We start from the raw sequence: 14,999 nt of genomic DNA, 5'->3' as shown, positions 1-14,999 counted from the left end.
TAATTATTTAAATTTTCCGAAAATGATGAATTTTTATTTTGATATTTTTACTGTAGGGGTAGTATAATAAGTTGTAATAAATACTATATAAAGCATTAGTAGTTATAGTATATTAATTTGAGGCTATTATATTATTATATAAAGGTGGTGATAACTTGGCATTAGAAGCAATAAAAGAAATTAAGGCTGCAGAAGAAAAAGCCAGTGAAGCAATAAAAAATGCTCAAAATCAGAAAATGCAAATAATCAAAAATGCAGAATCTCAAGCTATTGCTGAATTTAAAAAAGCAATTGAAGGTGCAAAAGGTGAGGCTACAAATTTAATTAACAGTGCCATTGAGGCTGCACAAAAAAAAGCCGAGCCATTAATCCAAGAGGGAAGTAAAGAAAAAGAAGATATATTAAATATATCTAAGGAAAAATTTGATAAGGCAGTAAATTTAGTAATTGAGAGGATAGTGAACATCAATGGCAATAGTTAAAATGAATAAATTTACTTTATATGCCTTTGAATCTGAAAAAGAAGTCCTTTTAAAAGAACTTCAAAAGTTTGAAGGAGCTCAATTTACTAATCTGCAAGAAAATTTAGATGATGAGGAAATGAGTTTTCTAAGTACCGCATCCGATGAGAAGCAAATTATGGACAATGAAACTCAATTATCTAAAATTAAATTTGCTTTAGACTTTTTAGGAAGATATGTAGAGAAGGAAAGCGGATTAAAGTCATTAATTGAGGGTAGAAAGGCAATTTCTTTTGATGAACTGGAAAGCAATATGGAAAATAATGATTGGGCTATTGCTTACCAGGATATAAAGGCAAAAGAAGAAAAATTAATTTCTCAAAATAATGAGATATCTAAGTTAGAAACAGAAATAGAAACCTTAGAGCCTTGGAGAAAATTTGATGCTCCGTTTAGTCTTATAAAAAACTCTAGTTTATTTAGTTTTAATTTAGGTTCTATACCTAATGAGCTTAAAGAGAATTTTTATAAAGAAATTAAGGAAAAAATTGATTATAGCTATATCGAAGTGATAAACCAAGGGAAAAAAGAAGAATATATTTTAGTTGTGACCCTAAAGGAGCAGGAAGAAAGACTAGTTGATATTATCAAAAATAATAGCTTTTCTAAGGTCTATTTTGATTTTGAGGATACTCCAGAGGATGTAATAAAAACTAATGAGGCAAAAATTAAATTAATTAAAGAAGAAGGAAAACAAGTTGAGGAGGAACTAGTTGCTTTAACAGGAAAGATAACTCAATTCCAAGAGGCATATGAATACTATGCAAATAAAGCGGCTAGATTGAAGGCTTGTTATAATTTTCTTAAAAGTGATAGCATTGTTGCTATACAAGGATGGAATACCTACGAATCAAATGGAATGTTAGAAAAAACTATTGAAAAGGCAGTTGGAGATAACCATTTCTTGGAGTTTAAAGAAGTAGAAGATGATGACATTGTTCCTGTAAAGTTGAAAAACAATATACTTGCAGAACCACTTGAAAGTGTAGTAGAAATGTATTCCTTACCAAATTATAAGGAAACGGATCCTACTTTTATAATATCTCTATTCTATATTTGCTTTTTTGGGATGATGCTTTCAGATGCAGCTTATGGTGTAATTCTAACGATTGCTACATTTGTAGCTTTGAGATTTTTTAATCTTGAAAAGGGTATGAGAAGTTTCATTACACTCTTCTTTTATTGTGGAATTTCAACAATATTCTGGGGAGCTATATATGGCGGGTGGTTTGGTGATGCACCGTTTAGATTCTTAGGAAAGAAAATAACACCATTAATTGATCCTGCCAGTGACATAATGCTGGTTCTTGAAATTGCTGTGGTAATGGGTGTTATCCATATATTCATTGGACTTGGAATAAAAGCTTTTAATTTAATTAAAGGTGGTCAGATACTTGATGCAGTATACGATGTACTTTTATGGTATATAGCTTTAATAGGTCTTGGCCTTTGGATTGCAGGAGTAGGGGCACCAGTTGGAAAGATAATGTCTATTGTTGGTATTGTTGGTCTACTATTAACTCAGGGAAGAAGTGCAGAAACTATTGCTGGTAAAATAGGCTCAGGATTATACGGAGTTTATGGAATAACATCATATGTTGGAGATGTAGTTTCATATTCAAGATTATTAGCGTTAGGATTAGCTACTGGATTTATAGCTAATGCTTTCAATTTGATGATTACATTAATTCCAGCAGGACCACTAAGATGGATATTTGGAACAATATTATTTGTTGGAGGTCATTTATTTAACTTGGGAATTAATGCTCTTGGAGCATATGTTCATTCAAGCAGACTTCAGTATTTAGAGTTTTTCAACAAATTCTATGAAGGTGGGGGAAAACCATTTAGACCACTTAAATCAGAAAGCAAATTTATCAATGTAGTAAATAAATAATTAAAAATTAAAAATTAATAACAACTTGTTAGGAGGAATATTAAATGAATTTTGCAACTTTTATGGCTTTTTTATCAGAAAACGGAGGATTAATGTTTGCCCTTTGTGGTGGAGCATTAGCTACACTACTTTCAGGAATAGGTTCAGCAAAAGGTATAGGTATAGTTGGTCAAGCTGCTACAGGGCTTGTAAATGAAGATCCAGACAAATTTGGTAAGTCACTTATTCTTCAATTATTACCAGGTACTCAAGGATTATACGGTTTCGTTACAACTATTATTATATTAACTAAAGTTGGTTTATTAGGTGGAACAACACCAAGCCTTGCAACAGGATTATATATATTTATGGCAGCTCTACCAGTTGGTTTTGTAGGATTATTATCAGCTATAGCACAAGGTAAAACTGCAGCAGCAGGTATTTCAATATTAGCTAAGAGACCAGAACATGTAATGAAGGGCGTTTTATATGCAGTAATGGTTGAAACATACGCTTTATTAGGATTCGTAGCATCATTATTAATGATTTTATTCATAAAATAACAAAGTTGGGATGTGAAGGTTCGTGTCTAATATAGAGAGTTTAACATCAAAAATTTTAGAAGATTCTGATATTAAGGCAAAAGCTTTAATAGAAGAAGCTAAGCAAGAAGAAAAAAGTATTTTGGATAAAAAGAAGCGTGAAGCTGAAATAGAGAGCAAAATTATTATAGATAAAGCTGAGGCAGAAGCAAAGATTAGGGCTGAAAGAGTTATTTCAAATGCTGAAATTCAAGTAAGAAATATGAAGCTAGAAGCAAAGCAAATAGTTCTAGACAGGGTTTTTACAGAAGCTCTAGAAAGATTATCACTAATATCTAAGGATGATACTCTTGAATTTATTAAGAAAAGTTTATTATCCTCAGAAATTCTAGGTAATGAAGAATTAATTCTAGATGAAAATATTGCTTCTGATGACTTCGTTGCTAAAATAAATTCTTATTTAAAAGAATTAGGCAGAAAAGGTGAATTGAAGCTAAGCACTGAAAAGAGAGATATAAAAGGTGGATATATCTTGGCTAAAAATGGAATTGAAATTAACTATACATTTGAAGCATTAGTTAAGTTGATGAGAGATGAACTAGAAGCCGAAGTTGCTGGAATATTATTCAGCTAAAGGAGGATAGCTAATGAATGATGTTAACTACGCTCATGCTGTTTCAAGGCTAAGAGCAATAGAAACTAAACTCCTTGATAGAGCAAAAATTGATAGAATGATAGATAGCAATTCTGCAGAAGAAGTATTTAAAATGTTACAGGAAACTGATTTTAATACTTTAATGGGAAATGTTAAAAGACCTGAGGATTATGAAATAATACTAAGTGAAGATTTAAAAAGACTTTACTCACTAATGTATTATGTTTCCCCTAATAAAACCTTAATTGATGTTATGAGTGTGAGATATGACTATCATAATATTAAAGTAATTATTAAGGGAGCTGCATTAAAGAAGGACTTAGACTATCTTTTAATACCTGTAGGAACAGTCGAAATTGATAAGCTTAAAAGCTTCATAGCAGAAAAAAATTATTATGATTTGGAGCCTATTATGAGGGAAGCTATTGAAACAGTTGATGCTGCTTTTGATGTTGATAAGGATCCACAAAAAATTGATATAATTTTGGATTACTACATGTATAAAGATATGCTATCTAAAGCTAATACCATAGGAGAAGAATACTTATTAAAGTTCTTAAAGATTAATATAGATCTATCAAATTTAAAATCTTTGCTTAGAGTAAAGAAGCAAAATAAGACTAAAGAATTTTTAGATTCAGTACTCCTTGATGGAGGAACAATTGATAGAGATAATTTAATTTCTATGTTAAATGAGTCTAATGAAAGCATAATTAATAAGCTTGCATTTACAGACTATAGTGAAATAGTAAAAGCTGGAATAGAAGAGTTTGTAACTTCAGGAAGACTAAATACTTTCGAAAAGCTTTCAGATAATTTTATTATGAAATTCATTAAAGATGCAAAATATATAAGCTTTGGAGTAGAACCATTACTTGCGTTTATGTTTGCAAAGGAAAATGAAATTAAACTTGTTAGAATTATTATGGTTGGAAAGCTAAATAATATTAACGCTGAAGTTATAAGAGAAAGGCTGCGTGATATTTATGTATAAAATTGGAGTTGTTGGTGATAAAGATTCTGTATTGGCTTTCAAAGCAATTGGAATTGATGTATATCCAGTAATTGAACCAGCTGAAGCCCAAAAAACCATTGATAGAATGGCAATGGATAAATATGCAGTCATATTTGTAACTGAGCAAGTTGCAGTAAATATTCAAGAAACTATCGAAAGATATAATAGGCAAACGCTTCCGGCAGTTATATTGATTCCAAGCAATCAGGGTTCATTGAATATAGGTATGCAAAGAATTAAAGATAATGTGGAAAAAGCCGTAGGAGTTAATATTTTATAAGGAAGGCAGGTAGAGAACTTGAGAATTGGAAGAGTTGTTAAAGTTTCAGGACCTTTAGTTGTTGCTGAAGGTATGGATGAAGCTAGTATATATGACCTAGTAAAGGTTGGAGAACGCCGTCTCATTGGTGAAATAATTGAGATGAGAGGTGATAAGGCTTCTATCCAAGTATATGAAGATACCACAGGCCTTGGACCAGGTGCCCCTGTTGAAACTACAGGAGAACCTTTAAGTGTTGAACTTGGACCAGGACTTATTGAATCAATTTACGATGGAATTCAAAGACCACTTGAAGCTATCGCAAAAATAGCAGGAAGTAATTTAACAAAAGGTATAGAAGTTCCTTCATTAAGCAGAGAAAAGAAATGGCATTTTGAACCTAAAGTAAAAACTGGAGATGAAGTAAAGGCAGGATATATTATAGGTACTGTACAAGAAACATCTGTTGTTACACATAAAGTAATGGTTCCTTTTGGAATCGAAGGTAAAGTAAAATCAATTAAAGAAGGAGATTTTACTGTAGAAGAAGTAATAGCTGAAATAGAAACTGCAAAGGGAATAAAGGAAGTTACTTTATTACAAAAATGGCCGGTAAGAAAAGGAAGACCATATGCACAAAAATTAAATCCTGTGGCACCTTTGATAACAGGTCAAAGAATTGTAGATACTTTCTTTCCAGTAGCTAAAGGCGGAGCAGCTTGTGTTCCAGGTCCTTTTGGAAGTGGTAAAACTGTTGTTCAACATCAACTTGCAAAATGGGGAGATGCAGAAATAGTTGTTTATATAGGTTGTGGTGAACGTGGAAACGAAATGACTGACGTTCTTAACGAGTTCCCTGAACTTAAGGACCCTAGAACAGGGGAAAGCTTAATGAAGAGAACTGTTCTAATTGCAAATACATCAAACATGCCAGTTGCTGCCCGTGAAGCATCTATATATACTGGTATTACAATAGCAGAGTATTTTAGAGATATGGGATATTCAGTTGCTCTTATGGCAGACTCAACTTCTCGTTGGGCAGAAGCCTTAAGAGAAATGTCAGGAAGACTTGAAGAAATGCCTGGTGACGAAGGATATCCAGCTTACCTTGGTTCTAGACTTGCCGACTTCTATGAAAGAGCAGGAAAGGTTATATGTCTTGGAGAAGATGGGAGAGAAGGAGCATTAACAGCCATTGGAGCAGTTTCTCCTCCAGGAGGAGACTTATCGGAACCAGTTACTCAATCTACTTTAAGAATTGTTAAGGTATTCTGGGGACTTGATGCTCAACTAGCTTATAAGAGACACTTCCCTGCAATAAACTGGTTAAGTTCTTATTCTCTATATTTAGATAGTATTGGACAATGGATGAATGAAAATGTATCTGATGAATGGGTTGCTTTAAGAACTAGAGCAATGGCACTTTTACAAGAAGAAGCTAACTTACAAGAAATCGTAAGACTTGTTGGTATAGATGCTCTTTCAGAAGGTGATAGATTAAAGCTTGAAGTTGCAAAGTCACTTAGAGAAGACTATTTAATGCAAAATGCTTTCCATGATATAGATACTTATGCATCACTAGATAAACAATTCAAAATGTTAAAGCTTGTTCTAGCATTCCAGGATGAGGCAGAACGTGCATTAAAAGCTGGAGTTTATCTAAAGAAGATTATAGATTTAGGCGAAATTAAGGATAAAATAGCTAGATCAAAATACATTGCAGAAGCTGATATTAATAAAATTGATGATATAAGAGAAGAATTAAAGACAGTAATTGATAAGTTGATAGCGGAAGAAGGTGTGGTAATTGCTTAAGGAATATAAAACAGTTAGAGAAGTAGTCGGACCTTTAATGCTAGTAGATGGTGTTAGTGGAGTAACTTTCGATGAACTTGTTGAAATAGAACTTCAGACTGGTGAAATTAGAAATGGTAGAGTTCTTGAAATAAATGGAGATAAAGCATTACTTCAATTGTTTGAAGGTTCTACAGGAATCAATCTTAATGGAACAAAAGCTAGATTCTTAGGTAGGCCTCTAGAGGTAGGTTTATCAGAAGATATGCTAGGTAGAGTCTTCGATGGACTTGGAAGACCAAAGGATGGAGGGCCAAAGATTATACCTGAAGAAAAAAGGGATATCAATGGTGAACCTTTAAATCCTTTCTCAAGAGACTATCCATCAGAATTTATCCAAACAGGAGTATCAGCTATAGATGGTCTTAACACATTAGTTAGAGGTCAAAAGCTTCCTGTGTTCTCTGGTTCAGGTCTACCACACGCTGAACTAGCTGCGCAGATAGCAAGGCAGGCTAGAGTGTTATCATCTGATGGAAGTAAATTCGTTGTTGTTTTTGCTGCAATGGGTATTACATTTGAAGAAGCTGAATTCTTTATTCAAGACTTCACAAAAACTGGTGCAATAGATAGAACAGTTCTATTTATGAACCTAGCTAATGACCCAGCAGTCGAAAGAATAGCTACTCCAAGAATAGCTCTAACAACTGCAGAATATTTAGCCTATGAGAAAGGAATGCACGTTCTAGTTATTTTAACAGACTTAACTAACTACTGTGAAGCTCTTCGTGAAGTTTCTGCAGCTAGAAAAGAAGTTCCAGGTAGACGTGGATATCCAGGATACTTATATACTGACCTTTCTACTTTATATGAAAGAGCAGGAAGAGTTAAGGGAAAACCTGGTTCAATAACACAGATACCAATACTAACAATGCCTGAAGACGATAAAACTCATCCAATTCCTGACTTAACAGGATATATAACTGAGGGTCAAATAATTCTATCAAGAGAATTATATAAAAAGGGTATTATGCCTCCAATAGATGTTTTACCTTCACTTTCAAGACTTAAAGATAAAGGTATAGGTAAAGGTAAGACAAGAGAAGATCATGCAGATACAATGAACCAATTATTTGCAGGGTATGCTCAAGGTAAACAAGCAAAAGAACTTGCAGTTATCTTAGGAGAATCTGCGTTATCAGAAACAGACAGAGCTTTTGCAAAATTTGCTGAGGAATTCGAAAAAGAATATGTATCACAAGGCTTTAATACAAATAGAAGTATAGAAGAAACATTAGCTCTTGGATGGAAATTGCTTAGAATTCTTCCAAGAACTGAACTTAAGAGAATTAGAGATGAATATTTAGAGAAATATTTAGACCAAGAAGAAGGTGAATAACCATGGCTAGGTTGAATGTAAATCCAACCAGAATGGAGCTTACTAATCTTAAAAAAAGATTAACTACTGCTACAAGAGGACATAAATTGCTCAAGGATAAGCAAGATGAGCTTATGAGGAGATTTATAGAACTTGTAAAGTATAATAATCAATTAAGAAAGAGTGTAGAAGACCAATTGGGAGCTTCATTTAAAGAATTTGTTATGGCTAGAGCACTCATGTCTTCTGAATTATTAGAGGAAGCAATAGCTTACCCAAAAGAGCACATTTCTGTTAGCATAAATACTAAGAATATTATGAGTGTTAATGTTCCAGAAATGCAGTTTAAAAGACAGTTAGAGGATGATGAGGGAAGTATATACCCTTATGGTTTTGCTAATACTTCTGCAGAACTTGATGGAGCTATTGAAAAGCTTTATGGAATATTACCTAAGCTTCTTGAATTGGCTGAGGTAGAAAAGTCATGTCAGTTAATGGCAGATGAAATTGAAAAAACAAGAAGAAGAGTTAATGCGTTAGAATACATGACAATTCCTCAACTTCAAGAAACAACTAGATATATTAGAATGAAGCTTGAAGAAAATGAAAGATCAGCTTTGACAAGATTAATGAAAGTTAAGAGTATGCTTGAAAAGCAGAATGTACCAGCTGAGTCAGGTAGTGCAGCTGCTTCTATGGCATAAAAAAAGTTCTAGGCTTGTAGAGACATTAATATTCTCTTAGGTCTAGAACTTTTTTGCATCCTTTAAAGCAGAAGTATCAATAATAATCATAGATTACCATCCTCCTACTTTTCTATAATAATTATAACGATAATTATTATTAATTGTCAAATTTAGCTATGATAGAAAAAGTTACTATTTACAATATTAAAGAAAAGTTGTATACTACTGTATATACATTAGCATACGGAGGTGTAAAAATGAGAAGCAACGTAAGAAAATTAACATTTACAGCCTTATTAACAGCATTTGCAATAATCATCCCATTATATTTTGGATTTTTGAGAATTAATTTAGGACCATTTACAGCAACCTTGGCATCACATGTGCCATTATTTATATCTATGTTTTTTGGACCATATGCTGCAATTGCAGTAGGCTTAGGTTCAACAATAGGATTTTTAATGACAACTCCTTTAGTTGTTGTTGCAAGAGCATTTATGCATGTTTTTGTAGGTGCAATAGGAGCAATATTAATTAAAAGAGGAGCTAGTTTTAGAAAAGTTGTATTGATAACAGCTCCAATTCATGGAATTCTTGAAGCTATAGCAGTAATACCTTTTGGTTTTACAGTATACAAAGTATTAGTAGTAGTTGGTGTTGGTACAATATTACATCACTTAGCTGATGGAGTAATATCTTTTGCTTTAGTTAAGGCATTAGAAAAATCAGGTAAAAGTGAATTTATTCCTAAAACATCAATTTAAGAAATAAAAGAGTAAAAGTATTTAATGCTTTTGCTCTTTTTTTATTCTAATTTATAAACAGTATGAAAAATATGCTATAATATAATTATAAAGTAAATAAGATAAATTTTTTTACATACTAGGGAGAGTGATTATTTTTGGATAACAATAATGTCTCAATTAATATGAAAACAATAGAAAAAATAATAAATGAACTTAAGGAAATACAAAATTTAACTCCTGAAGATGCTGTTAAGTATAGAGTTAATAATTTAATCGAAATCTTAGCTGAAGTAACAAATTTCAATAGTGAAGAATCCATAGAAGATATTATATATTTAAAAATGAAAGAAGCCATGTCTAAAAATCCTGATTTGCATGTAAAATTATATATGCTATATAGAGGATTAAATGATGGAAAAATATCTAAAGAGGAAGCAAAGGAGATGTACCAAAATTATGTGCAAATGTATCCCTTTGATTCAATGATATATTAGAATAGTACTAAATTTTGAAGGTGCCTAAAGGTACCTTTTTATATTCCCCATATAAATTTGATATGAAAGGAGATGAAAGTTATGTCTATAGAAGATAAAGAGTTTACTTTAGAAAAAACTAATTTAGAAAATGCAAATAGATGGTTATCAGAAGAACTAATATCAATTGAAGAAGAGAAAGAAAAACAAAAAGAAAATATAAGTAAAATTCGCAAGGAATCAAAAACTTATAATGTAGAGCTAGAAATAGCTAAACAGAGATATAGTAAGATATCAAAAGATTATGATACATATGTGGAAGCTAAAAAAATTCCTTACTTTGCAAGAATAGATTTTAAAGAAGAAAGAGGAGAAATAAATAATTATTATATAGGTAAATTCGGTATTTATGATAAAAGAGAAGAAAAAGAGCTGATTATAGATTGGAGAGCACCAATAGCTGATTTATACTATAGTGCTACGAAAGGGCAGGTTAGTTATACTGCTCCAATAGGAGAAATTAACGGGGAGCTGTTATTAAAAAGAAAGCTATTAGTAAAAGAAGGTAAGCTAATTGATGCTTTTGATGAAGGTATTAATGATATTATTTTAAAAATGGGAGAAGAAATTGAAGGTAATTCCCTAATTGATGAATTTTTGAAGATAAATTTGGAACAAAGCTTAAGTAGTAAGCTTAAAGATATTGTAGCTACTATTCAAAGAGAACAAAATGAGATTATTAGAGGAGAAATAAAAAGACCAACAATAGTTCAAGGGTCTGCAGGATCAGGAAAAACCACTATTGCCTTACATAGATTAGCATATATTTTATATAGATATAAAAATAAAATTGAGGGCAAAGATATTTTAGTAGTAGCCCCTAATAGGCTATTTTTGGACTATATATCAGATGTGCTTCCTAGTCTTGGAGTTGGAGAAGTAACACAGACTACTTTTGAAGATTTTGCATTAAATTTATTAAAAATGAAAGTAAAGTTAATTTCTAAGGATGAAAAACTAGCGTATTTATTAGAAGCTAAAGACCTAGAAAAGAAAAAACTGTTATTTAATTCTAGTAAATTAAAGGGTGACAAAACATATAAAACGATACTTGACAGGTATGTACTTTATATAGAAAAGTTAGATTTAAATATACAGGATATAAAGTTGGATGAATATGCATTATTTGAAAAGAATCAAATAAAAAGATTGTATTCAAAGGATTTATCACATCTGCCATTAAATAAAAGAAAACAAGAAATAAAGAGGTATTGTGAAGGAAAAGTAAAAGAAAAATCTAAAGTAATAGAAGATAGTTTAGAAGTTAAATATGCAAATCAAATAAATCAAGTTAAAAGAAATATGACTGACTGTGAAGGTAGAAGAAATATCTTGATAGATCTATATGATAAGAGAGATAAAGAGATAGCAGAAGTTAAATCTAAAATTAAAAATGCTATAAATGAATATTTTACTCAATGGATTAATAAGGATATTTTTAAATTATATCATGAGATGTTCAAAGAAATATTTTATATAATAACTGAAGGAAAGATTCCTCAAGCTTTTATTAATTATATGGAAAGAGAAATTGCAGAAAATATTAAAAATAAGTGTATTGATGCTGATGATTTAGCAGCATTGGTTTATTTGCACTTTAAAATAAATGGTAAAGAATATAACTATAAACATATAGTAATTGATGAAGCACAGGATTATAGCTTATTGCAACTAGAAGTACTTAAGCAAGTAAGTTTAAACAATTCCATGACAATAGTTGGAGATGTGGGACAGGGAATCTATTATTATAAGGGAATAAATGACTGGAATAAGGCAATAAAAAAGGTTTTTGAAAATAAAGTAAATTATGCAACAGTAACTCAAAGTTATCGTTCAACTGTAGAAATTATAAATTTTGCTAACAAAGTATTAATGAAACAAGAAAATAATTTAAAACCTGCAGAGCCAGTTTTAAGGCATGGTGAAGAACCGAAAATTATTAACATAAATAGTGATGAAGATTTCATAAAAGAGCTTAATTATATATTGAAATATTTAGAAAATAAAGGCAGATTTAATATTGCTATTATAGGAAAGAATAAAAAAGAATGCAAAGATATATATGAGCTCCTAAATAAAAAATATAAAGGTCAGTGGAAGTTAATTGGAGATAATGAAAGTGAAATGACTTTAGGTAAAATTATAATACCATCTTATATGACAAAGGGATTAGAATTTGATTGTTCTATAATATATAATTGCAATGCGGAAAATTATAGAAATAATGAACTGGATAAAAAAATACTATATGTAGCTTTAACTCGAGCACTTCATTTTGAGTATATATTTTATAAAGAGAAAAGATCTATGTTAATAGATCAATGATAAAATAGATTTAATAACCAGTTTAAAAAATCATAAAATTTATATAAACAACATTATTATTTGGGGAAAAAACAATGTTGTGGTAAAATATAAATAAATTTATCGAATTTTTTGAAATTAATATAGCTTAGGAGGAGTAATAAATGGCTGTTGTAAGTTTGAAAAAAGATATATATTGGGTTGGAGTTAAGGATCCAGGACTAGAAGTTTTCGATATAATTATGGCAACAAAAAAGGGTACTACATATAATTCATATTTAATTAATGATGATAAGGTAGTAGTAATAGATAGTGTAAAGGACGGTTTTTGGGAAGAATCTTATAAAGAAATAAAAGAAGTAATAGGAAACAAAAAAATTGATTATATTATTGTACAACATACAGAACTTGACCACAGCGGATCTGTGGAAAAGTTTTTAGAAGTATATCCTGAAGCAACAATAATAGGCACAACTGCTGCACTTAATTATTTAAAAGAAATTTTAAATAAGGACTTTAAGGGAGAAAATATAACTAATTTAAAAGAATTAAATACAGGTAAAAATACTTTAAAGTTTATTGCGGCTCCGAATTTGCATTGGCCAGATACTATGTTTACCTATGTGCCTGAAAAGGATATATTGTTCAGTTGTGATTTTACTGGTGCTCATTATTGCCCAGAAAAGATTATACAAGACGAAATTAAGGAAGATTATTTTCATGAATATAAGTATTATTTTGATTGCATAATGGCACCATTTAAAAAATTTGTTTTAGCTGGATTAGATAAAATTAAAGGATTAAAATTTGATATGATTGCTCCAAGCCATGGACCAATGCACTCAGGAGATAATGCAAAAAAGGCATTAGAAAATTATAGAGAAATGGCTACTGAAAAACCCCTAAAAGAAAATATCCAAGTGTTTTATATTTCAGCATATCACAATACAGAGAAAATGGCTAAATATATATGCACTAAGTTGAATGAAAGAGGAATAAAAGCTGAATCTCATGAAATAACTGAAATGGATATAAATGATGCTTTAGAGCTAGTAAATAAGTCTACTGGATTTTTAGTGGGTTCTCCTACTATAAATCAGGATGCAGTGGAACCAGCTTGGAAATTATTAACCTCTATATCTGTAATTCCCAATAGAGGTAAAGCTGCTGCGGCCTTTGGTTCATATGGTTGGAGTGGTGAAGGTGTTGGAATGATGACTGAGAGATTAAAATCTATGAAATTTAAAACTTTAGATGAAGGATTTAGATTTAAACTTGTTCCTGGAGAAAAGGATTTTGCAGCTGCTGATGAATTTATAGAGAAATTTGTTCAATTGCTAAAATAATGCAATTTCTCATTAGTACGTTATGGCTATTTTTAAGATTGTTGAGTTAATTATAATACGAAGTCAACAATCTCTTAAAATATAGCCTATTTTTTTTAAAAAGGGAAAATATGTGGAATAAAATGATTTTTCGAAAATAATAATAATTTAAAAGATTTATAATTATGATTAATTTATTTTAAAAAAGGAGTGGCTAATATGAAAAAGAGGGATATACTTGAGTTTCTAGAGAATAACGGAATAGATGAGGTAGAAGAAATAAGTTCAAAAAATAAGATGTATGTAATTAAGTTTTTTTATGATTTTGATGAAGATGAATTGAAGGCGGCTATAGGTTATGCAAATGATGAAAGTGATGATGAGGAAAACGGAGATATATGGACCAGAGATTACTATATTCCATACTTGAATGATATTGCTTCAGATAATGTAAACGAAATAATTGAAGAAATAATGGATGAGTTAGAAATAAATGCACAATATATTTCTTATGATTTTGATGAAGAAGAAGAGAAATGTGAATATATTGCGGTATTTTCTACTGAGGATTTTGAAATAGAAGAAGTCCTAGAAGATTTAGATATATAATTTAAAAGAAAAAAAGCATGTAGATTGAAATACATGCTTTTTTATATTGCTTCTTTATGGTCGCTATTTAAAATTTCCATTTTTACTTGTTCATATTTATTAAGGAGCATATCTAAATGTCTACTACAATCTAATACTCTGTCATCTGTTGGAGAATTATAATTTAAAAGTGCATGTAATACAGTACGAGTATGTGTAATTTTCCCATAAAGTGCATCTAATTTATTACTCATAAAAGACAATCCTCCCTTCAAAATAGAGTCGTAAGTATATATTAGCAAATTTTTGCAGAAATGTGAAGCTATTTCATGTGACATTATATGTCAAGAAAAGATTTACATTATAAATTTCTAAAATAATAATACTAAAATTATAAGTGAAATAAAAAATATATAAAAAAAAGCAAATAGTATACTACATTTTTAAGAATTTTGAAATAATATAGAGTAATCTTGTATAAACCCTCATATATGTTATAATAATTATCAGGTGCGAGCTGCGAAGCAACACGCGAAAGCGTGAAGCTTCCTCTTGAAATGGAAGAAATTCTATTTCATTAGTAAGTTATTAATATATAGTGGGAAAATCCCATCAGGTAATACCTAACCAGTAGCCTGTACCTAGTTCCTTATAATATAGAAAAGTCTAGGTTAGATGGTAAAGTTCAAAATCTTGCGATTTATATCAATGAAGATAATTTAAGTACTATTCACAAAGAAATGAATAGGAAGAAGGCTAAAGGCATTGATGGAATAT

Annotated in this window: 15 protein-coding genes; 14 read left to right on the top strand and 1 reads right to left on the bottom strand. The window is 30.6% G+C overall.

The features are described 5' to 3' along the window. Positions 1-155: 155 nt before the first annotated feature. From CLHOM_RS00175 to CLHOM_RS00110, 14 genes are all read left to right on the top strand, one after another. Positions 156-482: an ATPase gene (locus CLHOM_RS00175; RefSeq protein ID WP_052219655.1), complete on the top strand. Its 327-nt coding sequence runs from the start codon at positions 156-158 to the stop codon at positions 480-482. Next, complete coding sequence (locus tag CLHOM_RS00170) at positions 469-2,418, top strand: V-type ATP synthase subunit I (protein WP_052219654.1); 1,950 nt, start codon at positions 469-471, stop codon at positions 2,416-2,418. Before CLHOM_RS00175 ends, CLHOM_RS00170 begins: the two co-directional genes overlap by 14 nt. Positions 2,419-2,462: 44 nt before the next feature. After that, a complete protein-coding gene (locus tag CLHOM_RS00165) occupies positions 2,463-2,960 on the top strand; it encodes a V-type ATP synthase subunit K (RefSeq protein ID WP_052219653.1) in 498 nt (165 codons plus the stop codon). Between the two features lie 22 nt (positions 2,961-2,982). Continuing rightward, positions 2,983-3,573, top strand: coding sequence for a V-type ATP synthase subunit E (locus tag CLHOM_RS00160; protein ID WP_052219652.1), 591 nt, complete (start codon positions 2,983-2,985; stop codon positions 3,571-3,573). Between the two features lie 13 nt (positions 3,574-3,586). Next, the gene (locus CLHOM_RS00155; protein WP_052219651.1) at positions 3,587-4,588 is read left to right on the top strand and encodes a V-type ATP synthase subunit C; all 1,002 of its coding nucleotides are present in this window, start codon (positions 3,587-3,589) and stop codon (positions 4,586-4,588) included. After that, positions 4,575-4,889, top strand: coding sequence for a V-type ATP synthase subunit F (locus tag CLHOM_RS00150; protein ID WP_175478653.1), 315 nt, complete (start codon positions 4,575-4,577; stop codon positions 4,887-4,889). Before CLHOM_RS00155 ends, CLHOM_RS00150 begins: the two co-directional genes overlap by 14 nt. Positions 4,890-4,907: 18 nt before the next feature. Further along, a complete protein-coding gene (locus CLHOM_RS00145; RefSeq protein ID WP_052219650.1) occupies positions 4,908-6,683 on the top strand; it encodes a V-type ATP synthase subunit A in 1,776 nt (591 codons plus the stop codon). Beyond that, a complete protein-coding gene (locus tag CLHOM_RS00140) occupies positions 6,676-8,061 on the top strand; it encodes a V-type ATP synthase subunit B (protein WP_052219649.1) in 1,386 nt (461 codons plus the stop codon). Before CLHOM_RS00145 ends, CLHOM_RS00140 begins: the two co-directional genes overlap by 8 nt. A 2-nt stretch (positions 8,062-8,063) precedes the next feature. Next, the gene (locus CLHOM_RS00135; protein WP_052219648.1) at positions 8,064-8,744 is read left to right on the top strand and encodes a V-type ATP synthase subunit D; all 681 of its coding nucleotides are present in this window, start codon (positions 8,064-8,066) and stop codon (positions 8,742-8,744) included. Positions 8,745-8,983: 239 nt separating this feature from the next. After that, on the top strand, positions 8,984-9,490 hold the full coding sequence (locus CLHOM_RS00130) for a hypothetical protein (RefSeq protein WP_052219647.1): 507 nt from the start codon (positions 8,984-8,986) through the stop codon (positions 9,488-9,490). A gap of 137 nt (positions 9,491-9,627) precedes the next feature. Next, positions 9,628-9,966, top strand: a complete 339-nt coding sequence (locus CLHOM_RS00125) for a hypothetical protein (RefSeq protein WP_242846715.1) — start codon at positions 9,628-9,630, stop codon at positions 9,964-9,966. Positions 9,967-10,047: 81 nt separating this feature from the next. Continuing rightward, entirely contained in the window at positions 10,048-12,330 is a 2,283-nt protein-coding gene (helD, locus tag CLHOM_RS00120) for an RNA polymerase recycling motor HelD (protein WP_052219646.1), read from the top strand. A gap of 143 nt (positions 12,331-12,473) precedes the next feature. Continuing rightward, positions 12,474-13,655, top strand: coding sequence for an FprA family A-type flavoprotein (locus CLHOM_RS00115; protein ID WP_052219645.1), 1,182 nt, complete (start codon positions 12,474-12,476; stop codon positions 13,653-13,655). Positions 13,656-13,853: 198 nt separating this feature from the next. Next, entirely contained in the window at positions 13,854-14,243 is a 390-nt protein-coding gene (locus CLHOM_RS00110) for a hypothetical protein (protein ID WP_052219644.1), read from the top strand. Between the two features lie 41 nt (positions 14,244-14,284). Here the strand turns inward: CLHOM_RS00110 and CLHOM_RS00105 are convergent, their stop codons facing one another. Beyond that, the gene (locus CLHOM_RS00105) at positions 14,285-14,476 is read right to left on the bottom strand and encodes an aspartyl-phosphate phosphatase Spo0E family protein (protein ID WP_052219643.1); all 192 of its coding nucleotides are present in this window, start codon (positions 14,474-14,476) and stop codon (positions 14,285-14,287) included. Between the last annotated feature and the right edge of the window lie 523 nt (positions 14,477-14,999).

It is taken from the genome of Clostridium homopropionicum DSM 5847, assembly GCF_001263795.1.
Lineage (GTDB): Bacteria > Bacillota > Clostridia > Clostridiales > Clostridiaceae > Clostridium_H > Clostridium_H homopropionicum.
This window is presented reverse-complemented; position numbering and strand designations above follow the sequence as displayed.